The organism is Micromonospora sp. NPDC003197, from assembly GCF_053590565.1.
On the sequence record NZ_JBSFTE010000012.1, the window covers coordinates 46,452 to 64,273 of the forward strand.

The 17,822-nt window shown below is 68.9% G+C and carries 16 protein-coding genes; 5 read left to right on the forward strand and 11 right to left on the reverse strand.

Annotated features, from left to right (window positions below):
* Nucleotides 1–10: 10 nt before the first annotated feature.
* Complete coding sequence (locus ACWDV4_RS15445) at nt 11–295, reverse strand: DUF397 domain-containing protein (RefSeq protein ID WP_449978813.1); 285 nt, start codon at nt 293–295, stop codon at nt 11–13.
* A gap of 7 nt (nt 296–302) precedes the next feature.
* Entirely contained in the window at nt 303–1,154 is an 852-nt protein-coding gene (locus ACWDV4_RS15450; protein ID WP_449978815.1) for a helix-turn-helix domain-containing protein, read from the reverse strand.
* A 212-nt stretch (nt 1,155–1,366) separates the two neighbouring features.
* Between ACWDV4_RS15450 and ACWDV4_RS15455 the strand changes: the two genes are divergently transcribed.
* Entirely contained in the window at nt 1,367–1,732 is a 366-nt protein-coding gene (locus ACWDV4_RS15455; protein ID WP_449978818.1) for a hypothetical protein, read from the forward strand.
* A gap of 185 nt (nt 1,733–1,917) precedes the next feature.
* Here the strand turns inward: ACWDV4_RS15455 and pcaF are convergent, their stop codons facing one another.
* Entirely contained in the window at nt 1,918–3,120 is a 1,203-nt protein-coding gene (pcaF, locus tag ACWDV4_RS15460) for a 3-oxoadipyl-CoA thiolase (RefSeq protein WP_449978821.1), read from the reverse strand.
* A 106-nt stretch (nt 3,121–3,226) separates the two neighbouring features.
* On the opposite strand from pcaF, the gene ACWDV4_RS15465 reads away from it, so the two are divergent.
* From ACWDV4_RS15465 to ACWDV4_RS15475, 3 genes are all read left to right on the forward strand, one after another.
* Nucleotides 3,227–4,192 (forward strand): glutathione S-transferase family protein, encoded by a 966-nt coding sequence (locus ACWDV4_RS15465; RefSeq protein WP_449978824.1) that lies wholly within the window; start codon nt 3,227–3,229, stop codon nt 4,190–4,192.
* Entirely contained in the window at nt 4,185–4,889 is a 705-nt protein-coding gene (locus ACWDV4_RS15470) for a DUF998 domain-containing protein (protein ID WP_449978827.1), read from the forward strand. Before ACWDV4_RS15465 ends, ACWDV4_RS15470 begins: the two co-directional genes overlap by 8 nt.
* 337 nt (nt 4,890–5,226) lie before the next feature.
* A complete protein-coding gene (locus tag ACWDV4_RS15475; RefSeq protein WP_449978829.1) occupies nt 5,227–6,573 on the forward strand; it encodes a dicarboxylate/amino acid:cation symporter in 1,347 nt (448 codons plus the stop codon).
* A gap of 152 nt (nt 6,574–6,725) precedes the next feature.
* Here the strand turns inward: ACWDV4_RS15475 and ACWDV4_RS15480 are convergent, their stop codons facing one another.
* The 8 genes from ACWDV4_RS15480 to ACWDV4_RS15515 form a co-directional block, all read right to left on the reverse strand.
* Nucleotides 6,726–7,565 carry a GNAT family N-acetyltransferase gene (locus ACWDV4_RS15480; RefSeq protein ID WP_449978831.1) on the reverse strand — a complete coding sequence of 280 codons (840 nt, stop codon included), beginning with the start codon at nt 7,563–7,565 and terminating at the stop codon, nt 6,726–6,728.
* 78 nt (nt 7,566–7,643) lie between these two features.
* Nucleotides 7,644–8,876, reverse strand: coding sequence for an MFS transporter (locus tag ACWDV4_RS15485; RefSeq protein WP_449978833.1), 1,233 nt, complete (start codon nt 8,874–8,876; stop codon nt 7,644–7,646).
* A 123-nt stretch (nt 8,877–8,999) separates the two neighbouring features.
* Nucleotides 9,000–10,175: a flavodoxin-dependent (E)-4-hydroxy-3-methylbut-2-enyl-diphosphate synthase gene (gene ispG / locus ACWDV4_RS15490; protein WP_449978835.1), complete on the reverse strand. Its 1,176-nt coding sequence runs from the start codon at nt 10,173–10,175 to the stop codon at nt 9,000–9,002.
* 8 nt (nt 10,176–10,183) lie between these two features.
* The gene (locus ACWDV4_RS15495) at nt 10,184–11,428 is read right to left on the reverse strand and encodes a M50 family metallopeptidase (protein WP_449978838.1); all 1,245 of its coding nucleotides are present in this window, start codon (nt 11,426–11,428) and stop codon (nt 10,184–10,186) included.
* On the reverse strand, nt 11,428–12,639 hold the full coding sequence (gene dxr / locus ACWDV4_RS15500) for a 1-deoxy-D-xylulose-5-phosphate reductoisomerase (protein WP_449978840.1): 1,212 nt from the start codon (nt 12,637–12,639) through the stop codon (nt 11,428–11,430). Before dxr ends, ACWDV4_RS15495 begins: the two co-directional genes overlap by 1 nt.
* Nucleotides 12,640–12,721: 82 nt before the next feature.
* Nucleotides 12,722–13,264 carry a GNAT family N-acetyltransferase gene (locus ACWDV4_RS15505; RefSeq protein WP_449978843.1) on the reverse strand — a complete coding sequence of 181 codons (543 nt, stop codon included), beginning with the start codon at nt 13,262–13,264 and terminating at the stop codon, nt 12,722–12,724.
* 110 nt (nt 13,265–13,374) lie between these two features.
* Nucleotides 13,375–14,640 (reverse strand): alkaline phosphatase PhoX, encoded by a 1,266-nt coding sequence (locus ACWDV4_RS15510; RefSeq protein ID WP_449978846.1) that lies wholly within the window; start codon nt 14,638–14,640, stop codon nt 13,375–13,377.
* Nucleotides 14,641–14,704: 64 nt separating this feature from the next.
* Nucleotides 14,705–16,951, reverse strand: coding sequence for an MMPL family transporter (locus ACWDV4_RS15515; protein WP_449978848.1), 2,247 nt, complete (start codon nt 16,949–16,951; stop codon nt 14,705–14,707).
* Nucleotides 16,952–17,059: 108 nt separating this feature from the next.
* On the opposite strand from ACWDV4_RS15515, the gene ACWDV4_RS15520 reads away from it, so the two are divergent.
* The gene (locus tag ACWDV4_RS15520) at nt 17,060–17,818 is read left to right on the forward strand and encodes a TetR/AcrR family transcriptional regulator (protein ID WP_449978850.1); all 759 of its coding nucleotides are present in this window, start codon (nt 17,060–17,062) and stop codon (nt 17,816–17,818) included.
* Nucleotides 17,819–17,822: the final 4 nt, after the last annotated feature.

Below are 17,822 nucleotides of genomic sequence, written 5' to 3' on the forward strand. Positions count from 1 at the left end.
GGGTCGAGGGTCAAGCCGTAGGTCGCCCGCTGTCCAAACCCCCATCGGGTACGCCAGCGACAAAGTTCGCCCAGGCGTCACGCGCGAAGGCGAGTACCGGCCCGGACGGGTCCTTGGAGTCACGTACGGCGACCGCCTGCACCAGCTCGGCCACCTCCACACAGTTAGCGTTGGAGCCGCTGCGGCTGGACTTGCGCCACACCGCCGGCACCTCGGCCACCTCGACACAGTTGGTGTCGCCTGCGCTGCGGCTGGACTTGCGCCACACCGCACCGGACAGCTCTGGAGTGATCATCTCGGGCTCACTCTCGCTCGTGCTCGATTGCGACCCGCGCAATAAAATCGACCGACCGGGCCGGGCTAAGCGCCATCCGCGCCAGTCTATCCGCCACCTGCCGGAAGGTGGCCACTTGCTCCGGCTCCTCCAGGAACCCACTGGATATCTTCTGCTCCAGGTGCACCACGGACGGCTCGCGCTCGAAGTCGAGGATCAGGAATGGCCCGTCCAGCCCGGGGTGCCCGCCGACGCCGAACGGCAACACCTGCAGCCTTACGTACGGACTCTCCGCCAGCTCGATCAGGTGCCGCAACTGCCGGGCCATCACCCGCCGATCACCGAGCACCCGGCGCAGCGCAGTCTCGTCCACAATGGCGTGAAATTGCGGTGGCTGCGGACGTTTGAGGATCGCCCGCCGGCTCTGCCGGGCGGTCACCCGCACCCGCGCCTCGGCCTCCGGAATGCCAATCGCCCGCATCACCGCCCGGGTGTAGTCCTCGGTTTGCAGCAGGCCGGGCACCAGCATCGGCTCCCAATCCGCCAGCCGACTGGCCTGTGTCTCCAGTTGGAAGAAGGTCTTCGACCACGAGGTGAGCCCCGGGCCGAGCTGCTCCCACCAGCCGCGCTCGTGCGCCCGCTCGGTCATGGCCAGCAGCCGTTTGCGTTCCGCCCCGATCACGCCATAGACCACCAGCAGCGAGGCGACATCCTCAGGACGGATGCTCTGCTGCCCGGTCTCCATTCTGGACAGCCGCGATGGCTGCCAGCCCAATTGTTTGCACACCACCAGCGCGGTCAGGCTCCGTGCCTTGCGGAGCTGCCGCAACTCACCGCCGAGCCCTCGGCCGACCACCGTGGGCAAATGTTGCCGCACCATTTTGCACCCTCCGCAATCCGTTGACTCCGATGCGTGCGGACGAAACCCTAAACAGGAATTGCACGACAACGCAATAGGGCTTTGGTCAGCGATTGGAGGGACCCAAGTTGCCGATTGATCAATTGGCGTCCGACGGGCAAAAGGCAGACGGCGCACCGCCGGCACGTGGCGAGCAGGTGAAGAACGACGACCGGACGGCGACGGAAAAGCAGATGCCGAGGCGCGTATTGATCCCCTGGGCCGAGCCGTACGATCCGGCTAATTCCCCCGGGCCGATTCCGTCCGTGGTGGAACGCTTCCGGTGGCGGCCGGATCGGCCGGTAGCGCCGAGCAATGCCGAACGGGAAGCCGCCCGATACACCGTGGTGCTGGTCTCCCCCGATGCTGCCGAGTCGCTGGGACAACACCGGTACGACGTGGGCCTACGGGTCTACCTGGATGACGATCTGGCACACGACGCCCTTGACCTGGACGATGCGGTCGACGTCATCGAGGATGCCTGCGGCGAGCCGGTCACCTTGGTCGAGCACCACTCCGACCTGCCCTACTGGACCGTCCACATCCGCCCACCGTCCTAACCACCCCGCCCCACCTTCTTCCCGCCTTCTTCCCCGCCTTCCCCGCCTTCCCCACCTCCTCCGCCTCCCCTGCCTTCCCCGTTGATCAAGAGGTTTGCGTCATGCGGGGCGACTCTTTCTGACCTAAATCTCTTGATCAACGGGGAGAACGGGGTGATCAACGGGGAGGGGTGGGCTGGGTAGGTCTAGGCAGATTCAAGGAGCAGGGAAATGCCCTGGCCGACTCCGATGCACATGGTGCAGAGTGCGCGACGGGCTCCGCGATTATGCAATTCCAGGGCGGCGGTCAATGCCAACCGGGCCCCGCTGGCCCCCAGCGGATGGCCGAGGGCGATAGCGCCACCATTGGGGTTGACGTGTTCGGCATCCTCCGGCACGCCCAATTCCCGTAGCACCGCCACTGCCTGCGCGGCGAACGCCTCGTTCAATTCGATAATGTCGACGTCGGTCATCCGTAGATCTAGCCGACCCAACAATCGGTTGGTCGCCGGCACCGGGCCGACGCCCATCACCCGCGGCGGCACCCCGGCGGCAGCCGCGCCGACAACCCGGGCCAGCGGAGTCAGGCCGTACCGGTGCACCGCCGCCTCGCTCGCCACCAACAACGCCACCGCACCATCATTGAGGCCGGAGGCGTTGCCGGCGGTGACCGTACCGCCCTCGCGGAACGGGGTGGGCAGCGCGGCGAGACGCTCCAGCGAGGTCTCCCGGGGGTGCTCGTCGGCGCTCACTACCCGGGTGCCGCGACGACCCTCGGGCACCTCGATCGGCACGATCTCCTGCGCCAGCCGGCCGTTGGCCTGCGCGGCGGCGGCCCGCTGCTGCGACCGCAGCGCGAACGCGTCCTGGCTGGCCCGGTCGATGCCGTACTCCGCCGCCACGTTCTCGGCCGTCTCCGGCATCGAGTCGGTCCCCCACCCCTGCTGCATCAGCGGGTTGACGAACCGCCAGCCGAGGGTGGTGTCATAGACCTCGGCGGTACGGGCAAACGCGCTGGTCGCCTTGGGCATGACAAACGGTGCCCGGCTCATGCTCTCCACACCACCGGCGACGACCAGGTCGGCCTCCCCGGCGACGATGGACCGGGCCGCCGAAGCCAGCGCCTCCAACCCCGAGCCGCAGAGCCGGTTGACCGTCACGCCCGGGACCTCCTCGGGCAGCCCCGCCAACAGCGCGCCCATCCGGGCCACGTTGCGGTTGTCCTCGCCCGCCTGGTTGGCGCAGCCGAACACCACGTCGTCGACGCTCGCCCAGTCCACCGAGGCGTGTCGGGACACGAGTTCCCGGATCACGTGGGCCGCCATATCGTCCGGTCGTACCCCGGCCAGCGCGCCAGCGTACCGGCCGATGGGGGTGCGTACGCCGGAAACGAGAAATGCCGCAGTCATGTCAGGCACGATAGCCATGCGATATCCGGACGTCAGGCCCGGTGCCCGCTCCGGCGGGAACTGGGGACACCGGTGGTGGGCCGACAGTCGGGATAGATTTGTCGGCATGGCTCAGCCCCAGTTCGCCCGGGAAACGTCACGCAGCGGTGAGTTCGTCCGGCAGCCCAACCGGTTCACCGGACGGGTGACCCCCGACTCCCAGTCCCCGCCTGGCGGCGGCCCCGACGAGCAGGGCCGCTGGCCACTGGAGGCGGGCCGCTACCGGCTGATCTGGTGCCGGGCCTGCCCGTGGGCGCACCGTACCCGGATCGTCCGAGGGCTACTCGGCCTCGACGAGGCGATCTCCCTCGGCACGGTCGACCCGATCCGCGACGATCGCGGCTGGCGGTTCAGCCTCGACCCGGACGGCCGGGACCCGGTGCTCGGGGTGGAATACCTCGCCGACGTCTACCTGGCCACCGACCCGGACTACGCCGGCCGGGTCACCGTCCCGGCCCTGGTCGACACCGTCACCGGCCAGGTGGTCACCAACGACTACCCGCAGATCACGCTCGACCTCTCCACCCAGTGGCGCAGCCTGCACCGGCCCGGTGCCCCGGACCTCTACCCGGAGGCGCTGCGCCCGGAGATGGACGAGCTGATGGCCCAGATCCATCAGGACGTCAACAACGGCGTCTACCGGTGCGGCTTCGCCACCTCCCAGGCCGCGTACGACGAGGCGTACCGGCAGCTCTTCGCCCGGCTCGACGCCCTCTCCGACCGGCTGGCCGACCGCCGCTACCTGATGGGCGACACGATCACCGAGGCCGACATCCGGCTCTTCACCACGCTGGTCCGGTTCGACGCCGTCTACCACGGCCACTTCAAGTGCAACCGCAACAAGCTCACCGAACTGCCGGTGCTGTGGGCGTACGCCCGGGACCTGTACCAGACCCCCGGCTTCGGCGACACTGTCGACTTCGACCAGATCAAGGCGCACTACTACTGCACCCACCCGGCGATCAACCCGACCGGGATCGTGCCGTTGGGTCCCGACGAGTCTGGCTGGGTCACCCCGCACGGACGTGGCTGACCGCAGGCGTGGGGCTGACTGCGGCCGTACTGACAGCGGGCATGCTGACGGCAGCCGTACTCGGGGGGTTGCTGCGCCGGGCATCCGTACCCGGATCATGGCCGCTGCGGCAGCCGGCTGCGCGGTCGGCGGCAGCGTCGCGGTGGTGGTCGCGGTGGTCGCCGGTCCGGGTCCGGGCCTGACCGGGTACGTCAGTGAGGCTGGCGTGGCGGCCAGTTCGTACGCGACGACCTTCCGGCTGGGCATCTTCGGCCTCGCCGCCGCCCTGCTCCTGCTCGGCACCGTGCTCCGGCCGGCGGCGCGGCTGGCCGCCGCCCTGCTGCTGACCGGCGGCCTACTGACCGTGGTCTCCGGAGCGGTGACCTGCTCCGACGGCTGCCCCCTGCCACCGTTCGAGCGGGCCACCGTCGCCGACCTGGTGCACGGTGGGGCGAGCATCGCCGCAGTGGCGGCGGCGGTACTCGCCATGCTGGCGGTGCTGGTGTCGCCCACTGCGTCCCGGGCGCTGCGTCTGCTCTCCGGCGGTGCCGCCGCCATAGCGTTGCCGCTGTCGGCGACGGTCGGCCTGGGCATCCTGCTGGTCGGCCGAGGCATGCTGGTCGGCGTGGTGGAGCGGCTGCTGTTGGCGCTGATCATGCTCTGGGTGATCGCCGCCGCCACGGTAATAGTTCAACGCGGACGGGCAGAACGGAAATGATGATCCGACGCGGACCGACGAAACGGAAGTGATCCAACACCGACCGGTGGGACGGAAATGATCCAACACCGGTCGGCGGGACGGAGATGAGCCAACACCGATCGGCGGGGCGGTTGTTCCACGAATCGCAGTAAGGAGCCTCACGGCCGCTGTCCCTTCCGACCAGGGGCATCGTCACGTACTATCACCGACGATGCTCAATGTCTGGTCTCTCACCACCCGCCTGTATGTCGATCTGCGACTACAGGCCAGCGGCATCTGTCGCGTTCAGCCACCCCGCTGACCGCTGACCTCGCCGCCTCCGGACGCCTTTCCGGACCAGACTTCTTGGGATGACATGTCCACCGGTTCCTCGGCCGCTGCTACCCGCAGGGTGCCCTCGCTCTTTCGCAAGGTGCCCTTCTCCCTCCAGATCCTGCTCGGCCTGCTGCTCGGCGTCGGCCTGGGCTATCTGGCCCGAGCCAACGACATCTCCTGGCTCGGCACCACCCTCGACACCATCGGCAGCCTCTTCGTCCAACTGCTGAAACTCGCCGTACCCCCGCTTGTCTTCACCGCCATCGTGGTGAGCGTGGTCAGCCTGCGCGGCGTGACCAACGCCGCCCGGCTGGCCGGTAAGACCCTGCTCTGGTTCGCCATCACCGCCCTGGTCTCGGTTGCCGTCGGCATCGGCCTGGGCCTGATCACCAACCCCGGTCGGGGCGTCACCCTGGACATCGCCGGCGCGACCGCGCCCAAGAAGACCGGATCCTGGACCGACTTCCTCACCGGCATCATCCCGACCAACCCGGTCGGCGCGTTCGTCGAAGGCAACGTGCTCCAAATCGTCTTCCTCGCCGTGGTGGTCGGATTCGCAGCGTTGCTCGTCGGCCAGGCCGCCGAACCGTTCGTGAACCTCAACCGGGCCCTGCTGGAGATCGTCCAGAAGGCGCTCTGGTGGGTCATCCGGCTCGCCCCGCTGGGCACCCTCGGGCTGATCGGCCACGCCGTCGAGGCGTACGGCTGGGACCTGCTCGCCCCACTGGCGACCTTCACCACCGCCGTCTACGTCGGCTGCGCGATCGTGCTCTTCGTCGTCTACCCGCTGGTGCTGATCGCCGCCGGCCGGCTCAACCCGCTGCGCTTCTTCGCCGGGGCCTGGCCGGCCATCCAGTTGGCGTTCGTCTCCCGCTCCTCGGTGGGCACCATGCCGGTGACCCAGCGGTCGGTGGAGCGGCTCGGCGTTCCCCGCGAGTACGCCTCGTTCGCCGTACCCTTCGGGGCCACCACGAAGATGGACGGCTGCGCCGCCATCTACCCGGCGTTGGCGGCCATCTTCGTCGCCCAGGTCTTCGGGGTGGCACTACAGCCCGTCGACTACCTGCTGATCGCCTTCGTGTCGGTGGTCGGCTCGGCCGCCACCGCCGGCCTGACCGGGGCGATCGTGATGCTCACCCTCACCCTCAGCACGCTGGGCCTGCCGCTGGCCGGGGCCGGACTGCTCCTGGCGATCGACCCGATCGTGGACATGATCCGTACCGCCACGAACGTCGCCGGGCAGGCGCTGGTGCCGACCGTGGTCGCCGCTCGGGAGGGCATCCTGGATCGGACCGCGTACGACTCGGCCGGCCGGCGCGAGCTGGACGAGGAGGCTCCCGCCTCCGCCCCCACCCGACCGGACATCCCAGCCCCCACCCCCGCCTGATGTTAGGAAGGGCCCCTTCTTATCGCTTTTTGCATAGGAAGGGGCCCTTCCTAACGCACAACGCCGCACCCCGCACGCCGCGCGCCCCGCTACGCCGCACGCCGCGCAACGCCATGGCGCGCGGCTCAGGGCGCAGGGCTCACGTTGGAAGCTCAGAACAGTACGGTGGCGAAGCTGCCGGCCGAGCGGAATCCGCACCGTTCGTACACGCGACGGGCCGGGGCGTTGTAGTCGTTGACGTAGAGACTGACGGTGGGCGCCACCCGGGCCAACGCGTCGCGTACCACCGTTGCCATCGCCGGCCCGGCCACGCCGCGCCCTCGCCACTCGGGTGCCACCCAAACGCCCTGGATCTGGGCGGTACGTCGGGTGACGACGGCCAACTCCGCCTTGAAGACCACCTGACCGTCCACGAATCGGGCGTATGCCCGCTTGGTGCGTACCAGGTCGGTAACCCGCCGCCGGTAGCCGATCCCGCCGTCCTCCGCGAACGGCGAGACGCCCACCTCCTCGGTATACATCGCCACCGCCGCCGGCAGGAGCAGGTCGACCTCGGCCGGCTGCACCAGGCGCACCTCGGGATCGGCAGCGATCTCCGGTACGGCATCCGCGACCAGCAGCGGCTGGTTGGGGCGGATGTCCCGGGCCGGCCCCCAGTGGGGGGACAACCGACCCCAAAGATCCAGTACGGCGTCCGCCCGGCCGACGATCGACGAGCAGATCCGGTCTTCGGCGGCGAGTAGCTCCGCGAACGCCGCGATCGCTGGCGTGTCGGCGAGCACCGGTGTGAGGTGGCCGCCGAACCAGCAGAGCGCCTCGACCCGGCGGCGGGCGCCGTAGCCGAAGACCCGACCTTCGGCCCGCCACCAGGACAGACCGTTCGCGGCGACCTGTTCAGCCACCTGGGCACTCGCGATCGGATCGAGATCGAGAAGCTTCTCGACCGCTCCGCGTTCGGTTTCCCCCAACTGCCGTACCGGCACCGTCAGCACCCTCTCAGGGTGCCAGATCGGTAGCGGCCAGACAGGGCCGACGCCGTGCAGGGCGGCCCATTCCGGCGACGTTCCTGGTCAGGCCACCCCGACCGGCTCGGCCTCCGGCTCCAGCTGCCGGGTACGCGCCGCCCAGCGCACCACCGGCGGTATCAGGAGACCCAGCCCGACAAACAGGACGCCGAGCACCAACCAGCCCGGCGCACCCCAGGCGACGGCGAGCGCGGTCACCACGACTGGGGCGAGCATCCCGCCCAGCTCCATGCCCATCGCGTACGCCCCCTGGTACTGCCCGTGGGCGTGGGCCGGGGCCAGCCCGAACGAGATGCCCCAGCCGGCTGCGGAGTGCCACAGTTCGCCGATCACGTGGACGAGCGCCCCGGCGACGAGTAGCACTACGGCGATACCGGTCGGCACCGAGCCACTGGCGGCGAAGAGCGCGCAGGCGGCGGCGATCGCCAGCCCGGCTCGGCGGGATGCGCGAGCCGCCCCGGTGAGCTGCTCGGTGCCCCGGGAGGCCCGGACCTGGAAGAGCACCACCATGGTGGTGTTCACCAATATCAGTACGGAGATGAGCCAGCGCGGGGCGGAGGTGTGCTGGGCGATCCACAGCGGCAGGGCGATGTTGAGCAGCCCGAAGTGCATCGACATCAGCCCGTCGAGCACGGTGAACGCGAGGAACGGACGGTCCCGCAGGGCGATCAGCCGGGGGCCGTGCGCTGGTGCCGGGACCGGCGGGATCGGGGCGAGGCGGGTGAGGATCGCCGCCGCCCCGAGGTAGCTCACCGCGTTGATCAGGATCAGCGTCACGTACCCGGCCCGGGTGTCGGTGGCGATGCCGATTCCGGCGAGGGCGGCACCGACCGAGACCCCGACGTTGGTGGTGGCCCGCAGGTAGGCGCGGGTGCGGACCCGCTGATCGGCGGGTATGGCTCCGGCGATCACGGCGCCCCGGGCCCCTCGGTAGGCGGCGTTGGCCAGGGCGGTGCCGGCACCGACCGCCAGGAACTCCGGAAACGACCGTACGGTGGCCAGCAGGGCGGTCGTTCCGCTACCGACGATCAGGGCGGTGAGTTGGATCCGCCGTGGGCCGTACCGGTCGGCGAGGTAACCCATCGGGGTGCTGGCAATGAGACTGACCAGTGCGAAGACGCTGAGCCCGAGACCGACCTGTGCCACCGACAGCCCGACCGAGCGGGTCAGGAACAGGGCGCTCGCGGTAAGCCAGACACCGTTTCCCACCGTGTTGACGGCGGTGGCGAGGGTGAGGATCCGGGCCGCACCCGGTTCGGGAAGGAGTCGTCGCAGCACGCCAGGACTCTAACAAGACGGACGTACGGTTTGTAAAGTCGATCCCGGGATACGAAAGGAGGGCCGACCCGTTCCTCCGGGTCAGCCCTCCTCAAGGCAATCAAAAAACCAATCGAGTACGGGTCAGTGCACCGTCACCGTCGCGCCGCCCGGCACCAGGTCACGAAGGTCGTCAGGCAGTTCGGCACCCATCTCGTCGGCCAACCGCAGCGCCTCCTCGATCAGGGTCTCCACGATCTGCGCCTCGGGTACGGTCTTGATCACCTGGCCCCGTACGAAGATCTGGCCCTTGCCGTTACCGGACGCGACGCCGAGATCCGCCTCCCGGGCCTCCCCCGGCCCGTTGACGACGCAGCCCATCACGGCCACCCGCAACGGCACCGGCAGCCCCTCCAGGCCGGCGGTGACCTCCTCGGCCAGCTTGTAGACGTCCACCTGGGCCCGGCCGCAGGACGGGCAGGAGACGATCTCCAGGCCCCGCTCACGCAGCCCCAGCGACTCCAGGATCGCCGCGCCGACCTTGATCTCCTCGACCGGCGGGGCGGAGAGCGACACCCGGATCGTGTCGCCGATCCCATCGGCCAGCAACGCACCGAAGGCGACCGCCGACTTGATCGTGCCCTGGAACGCCGGCCCAGCCTCGGTGACCCCCAGGTGCAGCGGGTAGTCGCACTGCTCGGCGAGCTGCCGGTAGGCCCGGACCATCACCACCGGGTCGTTGTGCTTCACCGAGATCTTGATGTCCCGGAAGCCGTGCTCCTCGAAGAGCGAGCACTCCCACAGCGCCGACTCGACCAGCGCCTCCGGGGTCGCCTTGCCGTACTTGGCGAGGAGCCGCTTGTCCAGTGACCCGGCGTTGACGCCGATCCGGATCGGCACCCCGGCGTCCGAGGCCGCCCGGGCGATCTCCTTGACCTTGTCGTCGAACTGTCGGATGTTGCCCGGGTTGACCCGGACCGCCGCGCAACCGGCGTCGATGGCGGCGAAGACGTACTTGGGTTGGAAGTGGATGTCGGCGATGACCGGGATCTTCGACTTCTTCGCGATCGCCGGCAACGCCTCCACGTCGTCCTGGGACGGTACGGCCACTCGCACGATCTGGCAGCCGGAGGCGGTCAACTCGGCGATCTGTTGCAGCGTCGAGTTGACGTCGGCGGTCAGCGTGGTGGTCATCGACTGCACCGACACCGGGGCGCCGCCGCCCACCGGGACCGAGCCGACCATGATCTGGCGGCTGGCCCGGCGGGGAGCAAGCGGCGTGGGTGGTACGGCGGGCATGCCGAGACTGACTGCGGTCACTGGTGCACTCACCTTGGGATCAGTGTGATCGGGTTGATCACGTCCGCAGTGACGGTCAGCAGTGTGAAGGCACCACCGATCAGGATCACCGCGTACGTGAGGGGCATGAGCTTGAAGTAGTCGACCCGACCTGGGTCGGGCTTGCCGAGCCGGGCGTAGACCCAGGACCGGGCCCGCTCGAACCAGGCGATGGCGATGTGCCCGCCATCCATCGGAAGCAGGGGCAACAGGTTGAACGCGCCGAGGAAGAAGTTCAGGGATATGAAGAGCATCACGAAGATCTCCCACAGCCCGTGCTGGACCGCCTCGCCGCCCAACCGGCTCGCGCCGACCACGCTGATCGGGGTGTCCATGTCCCGTTCGGCACCGGTGATGGCGTCCCAGAGCGCCGGGACCTTCTCCGGGATCCGGGCCATCGCCTGGACGGTGGCCACCGCCATGTCACCGGTGTAGTCGGCGGTCGCCCCGACCGCGTCGATCGGGCCGTACGTCAGCATGTTCGGGGTCTGGATGTCCAGCCCGACGCCCATCGCGGAGACCGTGGTGGTCGTCTCCGCGTTGCCGTCCAGCGGCGTACGCTGCACCGACGCCAGGTTGATCTGGGCGGTACCGGGTGTCCCGTCCCGGACGTAGGACACCGTCGCCGCCCCGGGTGGGGTGGCCCGGACCACCTGAAGCATCTCGCCCCAGTTCGTCACCGGGGTGCCGTTGATCGCGGTGATCCGGTCGCCGTCGCGCAGCTGCTGGGCGGCCGGGCTGGCCGGATCGCCGGGCGCGCAGGCACGGGCGGCGTTCTCCACCACGACGCACTCGGCGATCGAGATCACCGCCGGCTCCTGCCGGGCCTGCGCCTCGGTGGTCGGATAGTCGGGGTTGGGCAGCCCCATGGACATCGCGGCGATCCAGAGCGTGACGATGGCAACCGCGAAGTTGGTGAGCACCCCGGCGACCATTACGGTCGTGCGCTTCCACACCGGGAAGCGCCACATCGCGCGAGGTTCGTCGGCCGGATCGACGTCGTCGTCCTGCGGGGTCATTCCGACGATCTTGCAGAATCCGCCCAGCGGGATCGCTTTGAGCCCGTACTCGGTCTCGCCCCGACGGAAGGAGAAAACGGTCGGCCCGAAGCCGATGAAGTAACGGCTGACCTTCATCCCGAAGCGTTTGGCCGAAAGCATGTGCCCGGCCTCGTGCAGACTCACCGAGAAGAGGATCGCCAGGGCGAACGCCACCACCCCGAGCAGATACAGCATCAAGCTCCTTCCACCACCGTCTTGATGATCTCCTGGGCGTACCCGCGGGCCCAGGATTCCGCAGCGAGTACATCCTCGACCGTACCCGGTTCGGCGTAGTCGGGCGCCGCCTCCAGAACCCGTTCGAGGGTGTCGACGATGCCGAGAAACGGTAGCCGATCCGAGACGAAGGCGGCGACGCACTCCTCGTTGGCGGCGTTGTAGATCGCCGGCCGGCAGCGCCCCTCGATTCCGGCCTGCTTGGCCAGCCGTACCGCCGGGAACGCCGTGTCGTCCAGCGGGTCGAACTGCCAGGTGTGTGCGGTGGTCCAGTCGACGCCGGCCGCCGCCCCCGGCACCCGGTCCGGCCAACCCAGCGCGAGCGCGATCGGCAGCCGCATGTCCGGTGGGCTGGCCTGGGCGATGGTCGAACCGTCGACGAACTCCACCATCGAGTGGATCACCGACTGCGAGTGGACCATGACCTCGATGTCGGCGTACGGCACGTCGTACAGCTCGTGGGCCTCGATCACCTCCAGCGCCTTGTTCACCAGGGTGGCGGAGTTGATCGTGACCACCGGTCCCATGTTCCAGGTCGGGTGGGCCAGGGCCTGCTCGACGGTCACCTCGGTCAACTCATCGCGCCGCCGACCCCGGAACGGGCCACCACTGGCGGTGACGATCAAGCGGCGTACCTCGGCGCGGTCGCCGGAACGCAGACACTGGGCCAGTGCCGAGTGCTCCGAGTCGACCGGCACGATCTGTCCCGGTCGGGTGGTCGCGGCCCGGACCAGCGGGCCGCCGGCCACCAGCGACTCCTTGTTGGCCAGGGCGAGGGTACGACCGGCGCGCAGCGCCGCCAGGGTGGGTGCCAACCCCAACGAGCCGACCACCCCGTTGAGTACCACGTCACAGGGCCAGCCGGCCAGCTCGGTCATCGCGTCCGGCCCGGCAATGATCTTCGGAATCCGGTAGTCGCCGGTGGCGTAACCGCGTTTCTGCGCCTCCGCGTAGAAGGCCAGTTGCAGATCCTGGGCCACGGAGGCTCTGGCCACCCCGACCACCTCGACTCCCAGCTCCAGTGCCTGGGCGGCAAGCAGGTCGATGTTGCCGCCCCCCGCACCAAGTCCAACCACCCGGAACCGGTCCGGGTTACGCCGGACGATGTCGATGGCCTGGGTGCCGATCGATCCGGTGGAGCCGAGCAGGACGATGTCACGCGGAGGACTCATCCGGCCAGTGTAAGGAAGGGCCCCTTCCTATCGTTTTCTGTTGTATAAGGGGCCCTTCCTAACGCGTGACGCGTCACGCCGCTCAGGGTCGGGCCAGCCGGAAGGTCTCCACCTCCTCACCGCCGTACCAGTCGGTACGCCGGCCGATCCCGGTCATGCCCAACCGGCGGGCGACCGCCATCGATGCCTCGTTGCCGGGTGCCACCACCGCGTAGATCTCGGCCACGCCCTGGTCGAAGCCCCGCGCGACCGCGCCACGGGCCGCCTCGGTGGCGTACCCGTGCCCCCACGAGTCGGGGTGCAGGTGCCAGCCCACCTCGATGTCGTCGGTCAGCGTCCCCTCGTCCCGTCCGGGCAGCGGCTTGAGCATCACCGTGCCGACAATTCGACTGGTGCCCCGGAGCTGTACCGCCCAGATGCCATAACCGGTGCCGAAGGTCGCATTACGGGTGTGCCAGCTCCGGATCAGGTCGGTCGCCCCGGCCGGAGCAGTCAACGGCAGATACGACGTGTTCAGCCAGCGGCTGACCTCGGGACGGGCGTACATGTCGTAGGCCTGATCCAGGTCCGCCGGATCCTCGGTCCAGTCCCGCACCACCAGACGCTCAGTCTCGTAGATCATCATGCCGGCGACTGTATTCCTCCTTGTTGATCAAGAGGTTTGCGTCAGATAGCTCCCCGACGCTGACGCAAACCTCTTGATCAACCTGCAAAAAGCGGGGAGGGGTGGGGCGGTCAGCGAGCGGGAAGGGGGCCCTGGCGGAAGGGGCCGGTCACCTGGTAGGTGATGCCACCGCTGCCGGTGCTGCTGCCCGAGGTGCCACGCTGGGAGGAGAAGTAGAGGCGGGACCCGTCCGGGGAGAACGCCGGGCCGGTGATCTCCGACTCGGAGTGCCCCAGGATGCGCAGGAAGGGGGCGACCACACCGGCCGGGGTAATGACGTTGATCTCCATGTTGCCGCCGTCCTCGGCCACGTAGAGATCCCCGCCGGTCGTACCGGTGATGTTGTCCACCCCGGTCAGCGGGGCCGCACCCGCCGGCACGAGCGAGTCGTCGTACGCCAGGTCGAGGCGCTGGCCCACCGCGTCGTACGCCCAGACCCGGTTGTCGCCCTTGGTGGTGAACCAGCAGATGTCCCGGTCGTACCAGCAGCCCTCGCCGCCGCTGAAGTGCTTGGCCGCCGCCACCTGCGATCGGGTGGGGGTCGGGAAACCGTCCCGATCGGGTACGTCCTGCCAGGTCACCGGCCCGGCGGTCTGGTCGGCCGGGGCGCAGAGCACCTGCACCTTCCCGGTACGCAGGTCACCCCAGGTGTCCGGGATGAACCGGTAGAAGCAGCCGTCGGACTCGTCCTCGGTCAGGTAGATCACCCGGCGCTGCGGATCGCAGGCGGCAGCCTCGTGCTTGAACCGACCCATCCGGGTCCGCTCCGCGGCTGAGCGGCTACCGTCCGGCCAGGTTTCGAAGACCCGCCCGAGCGGCACCTCCTCGCAGGAGAGCCAGGTGCCCCACGGGGTCGCGCCACCCGCGCAGTTGACGTTGGTGCCGCCGAGAATCCGGTACGCCGAGGCGATCGAGCCGTCCGCGCGGAAGCGCACCGCCGAGGCGCCACCGGCTAGCGGGATCTCGGAGTTGGAAACGTAGATCCAGCCGTCGCCGGTCGGGAAGCAGGCACCCCCGTCGGGTGCCCAGTGCCAGAGGTACGACGTACCGGCGACCCACTGTCCGGAGCGGCCGATGACCCGGCTGGTGAAGCCGGCGGCCAGTTGGATGCCGTTGGCGTCGGCGGCCAGCAGGTCGCCGTACGGGCTGGGGCCGGGCTGGGCCGGGTCGGCGAGCTGGTCCAGCCGATCGGTCCCGGCGAGCTGCCCCTGCCGATCTGTCCCGGTGAGCTGTTCCTGCCATCGCTGACGGGCGAACGCCTGCTGCCAGAGCGCTCCGGCGAAGGTCGCGGTGCCCGTACCGAGGGCGGCGGCGCGCAGGATCGTACGACGGTCCACGATTACCTCCACAACGGTCGATGTCCTGATGACCCTAGAGCCATCAGGACATCGACAACACCCGCTATCGGGTGAACGCGTGGTGACGGCTCCCCGCCTCGGCTTCTGGTTCCGTCGGCACAACCGCCTCTGGTTCCGTCGTCACGGCCGGCTGCGGTTCGGCGGACTCGTGGATGCCGTACCGCTGGTAAAACCGGGCCAGCGGACCGGGCGCCCACCAGTTCCACCGGCCGAGCAGCCGCATCGTGGCCGGTACGAGCAGCGCCCGTACCAGGGTCGCGTCCACCACGATCGCCACGATCATGCCGACCCCGATCAGCTTGATCATCATGATGCCGCCGGTGGCGAAGCCAGCCACCACCACGATCAGCAGCAGCGCGGCGGCGGTGATGATCCGACCGGTGTGCTGCAGGCCGGTCGCCACCGAGGCGGTGTTGTCGCCGGTCCGGTCCCATTCTTCCCGTACGCGGGAGAGCAGGAAGACCTCGTAGTCGGTGGCGAGACCGAAGAGTACGGCCAGCATCAGGATCGGACTGCTCGGCTCGATGAAGCCGGACGGGGTGAAGTTGAGCAGGCCGGAGAGGTGTCCGTCCTGGAACACCCAGACCACTACCCCGAACGACGCACCGATCGAGACGAGGTTCATCAGCACCGCCTTGATCGGCAGCACCACCGAGCCGAAGGCGAGGAAGAGCAGCACCAGTGTCGCCGCGGCCATCAGCAGCGCCATCCATGGCAGCCGGGAGAGGAGGCTGTCCAACAGGTCCATGTCGATGGCGGTCCGCCCACCGACGAGCACCTCGACACCGGGCGGCGGTGCCAGGTCACGGATCGCCCGTACGGTGTCCTTCGTCTGGTCGCCGATCGGGTCGCCGGGGTAGGCCACCGACAGCAGAGTCGAGTCAGCCCAGGTGCCGGAGACCCGCGTGCCGGTCACCCCAGCGACCCCCTTGACCTGCTCGGTGAACTGCTGGACCTGCTCGGCCGACGCCCTGGAGACCAGCACCTCGATCGGGGTGGCGTTGCCGCCCGGGAAGTCCGTCCGGATCCGCTCACTCACCATCCGCGCCTGCGCCTCGGCGGGGAGCACCCGCTCGTCGAAGCCGCCGAAGGTGATCCGCAGGAACGGCGCGGCCAGTACGACGAGCAGCACCACGACCGCGCTGACGTAGAGCACCGGGCGGCGCATCACACTGTGCGCCAGCCGGGCCCAGCCGGCACCGGAGGTGGTCTGGCCGCCCCTGGAGGTGCCTTGGCCGCCGCCGGTGGACCGGCGACGCAGCCGGGGCAGGGGTACGCGCAGCGCGTTGATCTTCGGCCCGAGCACCGCCAGCAGGGCCGGCAGCACGGTCAGCGAGGCAAGCATGGCCAACAGCACGGCGGCCATGCCACCGAGTCCCATCGAGCGGAGGAACGCCTGCGGGAAAATGAGCAGACTGGCCAGCGCCAACACGATGGTGAGACCGGAGACCATGACGGTACGACCAGCGGTGACCATGGTCCGGCCGATCGCCACTTCGGTGGCGTGGCCGGCGGCCAACTCCTCCCGGAACCGGCTGACCACGAAGAGCGCGTAGTCGATCGCCATGCCGAGGCCGATGAGGGTGACGACGTTGATAGCGAAGATCGACACGTCGGTGACCATGGCGAGCAGTCGCATCAGGACGAATCCGCCGACGATGGCCAGCCCGCCGATGAGTAGCGGAGTCGAGGCGGCGACCAGCCCACCGAAGATCAGGATCAACAGCACCAGCAGGATCGGCATCGACACGATCTCGGCCTTGGTGATGTCCTCGGTGGTCTGGTCGGTGGCGGTCGCCTGGATGGCCACTTCGCCACCGATCTCGGTGGTCACTCCGGGGGCGGCCAACGCCGGGCGGAGCGCATCGTATGCGTCCCGTTTGCCGTCCTCATCCCCGGCATGGAGCACGATCAGGGCGTAGGTGGCGCGCTGATCGGTGGCGACGAGGCTGGGGTCGGGTGTCGCGTACCAGGTGGTCACGCCGGCCACTTCCGGCCGCTGTCGGACCTGGTCCAGGGTTGCGGTCACCGGGTCGCGGAAGGCCGGCTGATCCACAGTGGCGGTGTCGCTGGAGTAGAGGACCACCAGGTCGGCACCGTAGCTGCCCAGCCCTTCGGTGACCTGTTTGCGAAGCTGACTGGACTCACTGGCCGGGTCGTCGAAGCCGCCGCCGGTCAGCGAGCCGAACACGCCGGTGCCCCAGGTCACGCCGACCGTAGCCAGCAGCACGGCGGCCGCCAGGACACCCCAGCGGAGCCGGACCACGGCTCTTCCCCACCACGTGAACATCGGTCTCCTCAAACCACATGATCAAGACGTAAGCTGTAGCGATGATTAGCTAAGTAAACGCCGTTAACTATCTCAACGCTGTTCACCATTGGTCAAGGGAGTGCGTAGATGTCCGTATCTACCCGCCGGGAACGACTGCGTACCGCCACCCTTGCCGAAATCAAGGAAAACGCACGCCGACTCCTCGTGACCGGCGGCCCCCAGGCGATCTCGTTGCGGGCCATCGCCCGCGACATGGGCATGACCGCGCCCGCCATCTATCGCTACTTCCCCAGCCTCGACGCGCTCGTCACCGCGCTCGTCGGCGACCTGTTCGAGGAGATGCGGCAGGCCGTAGCCGCAGCCCGCGATGCCGCCGGCGATGATCCGGCCCAGCAGCTCGGCGCTATGGCCCGAGCCTTCCGCCACTGGTCCGTCGGACATCCGGTCGAGTTCGCGCTGATCTTCGGCACGCCGGTACCCGAGCTGATGCCCGCCCGGGAGTACGGCGACCCGGATCAGCCCAGCGCCCGACTCGGCGAGCAATTCATCCAGCCGATCATCGAACTGTGGCGTCGCGGCTCGTTCTCTGCCCCACCCAGTGACCAGGTTGAACAGCGGTTGGCGCACCTCTTCCAGCCGTTACTGCGTAATTATCCCGATCTGCCAGTCGAGGTCGCCTACGTCTTCCTCGCCGGTTGGAGCCGGCTCTACGGCCTGGTCGCCATGGAGGTCTTCCACCTGTTCGACTGGGTGGTGACCGATCCAGAGCCGCTGTTCGAACTGGAACTGGAGATATTCGTCGGCCAGCTGCTGGCCGGTCCGCGTACCCGAAATCCAACGCCGCCCGTGGACGAAAGGGCTGACCAGCGGCACCCGGGGCGCTAGGCTC

Bases quoted from the DNA above. Each gene is read 5' to 3' on its own strand.
- ACWDV4_RS15520 (WP_449978850.1), top strand. From the start codon at position 17,060: ATGTCCGTATCTACCCGCCGGGAACGACTGCGTACCGCCACCCTTGCC.
- ACWDV4_RS15505 (WP_449978843.1), bottom strand. From the start codon at position 13,264: ATGATGATCTACGAGACTGAGCGTCTGGTGGTGCGGGACTGGACCGAG.
- ACWDV4_RS15495 (WP_449978838.1), bottom strand. From the start codon at position 11,428: ATGCTGTATCTGCTCGGGGTGGTGGCGTTCGCCCTGGCGATCCTCTTC.
- pcaF (WP_449978821.1), bottom strand. From the start codon at position 3,120: ATGACTGCGGCATTTCTCGTTTCCGGCGTACGCACCCCCATCGGCCGG.
- ACWDV4_RS15465 (WP_449978824.1), top strand. From the start codon at position 3,227: ATGGCTCAGCCCCAGTTCGCCCGGGAAACGTCACGCAGCGGTGAGTTC.
- ACWDV4_RS15445 (WP_449978813.1), bottom strand. From the start codon at position 295: ATGATCACTCCAGAGCTGTCCGGTGCGGTGTGGCGCAAGTCCAGCCGC.
- ACWDV4_RS15450 (WP_449978815.1), bottom strand. From the start codon at position 1,154: ATGGTGCGGCAACATTTGCCCACGGTGGTCGGCCGAGGGCTCGGCGGT.
- ACWDV4_RS15455 (WP_449978818.1), top strand. From the start codon at position 1,367: ATGCCGAGGCGCGTATTGATCCCCTGGGCCGAGCCGTACGATCCGGCT.
- ACWDV4_RS15475 (WP_449978829.1), top strand. From the start codon at position 5,227: ATGTCCACCGGTTCCTCGGCCGCTGCTACCCGCAGGGTGCCCTCGCTC.
- dxr (WP_449978840.1), bottom strand. From the start codon at position 12,639: ATGAGTCCTCCGCGTGACATCGTCCTGCTCGGCTCCACCGGATCGATC.
- ACWDV4_RS15515 (WP_449978848.1), bottom strand. From the start codon at position 16,951: ATGTTCACGTGGTGGGGAAGAGCCGTGGTCCGGCTCCGCTGGGGTGTC.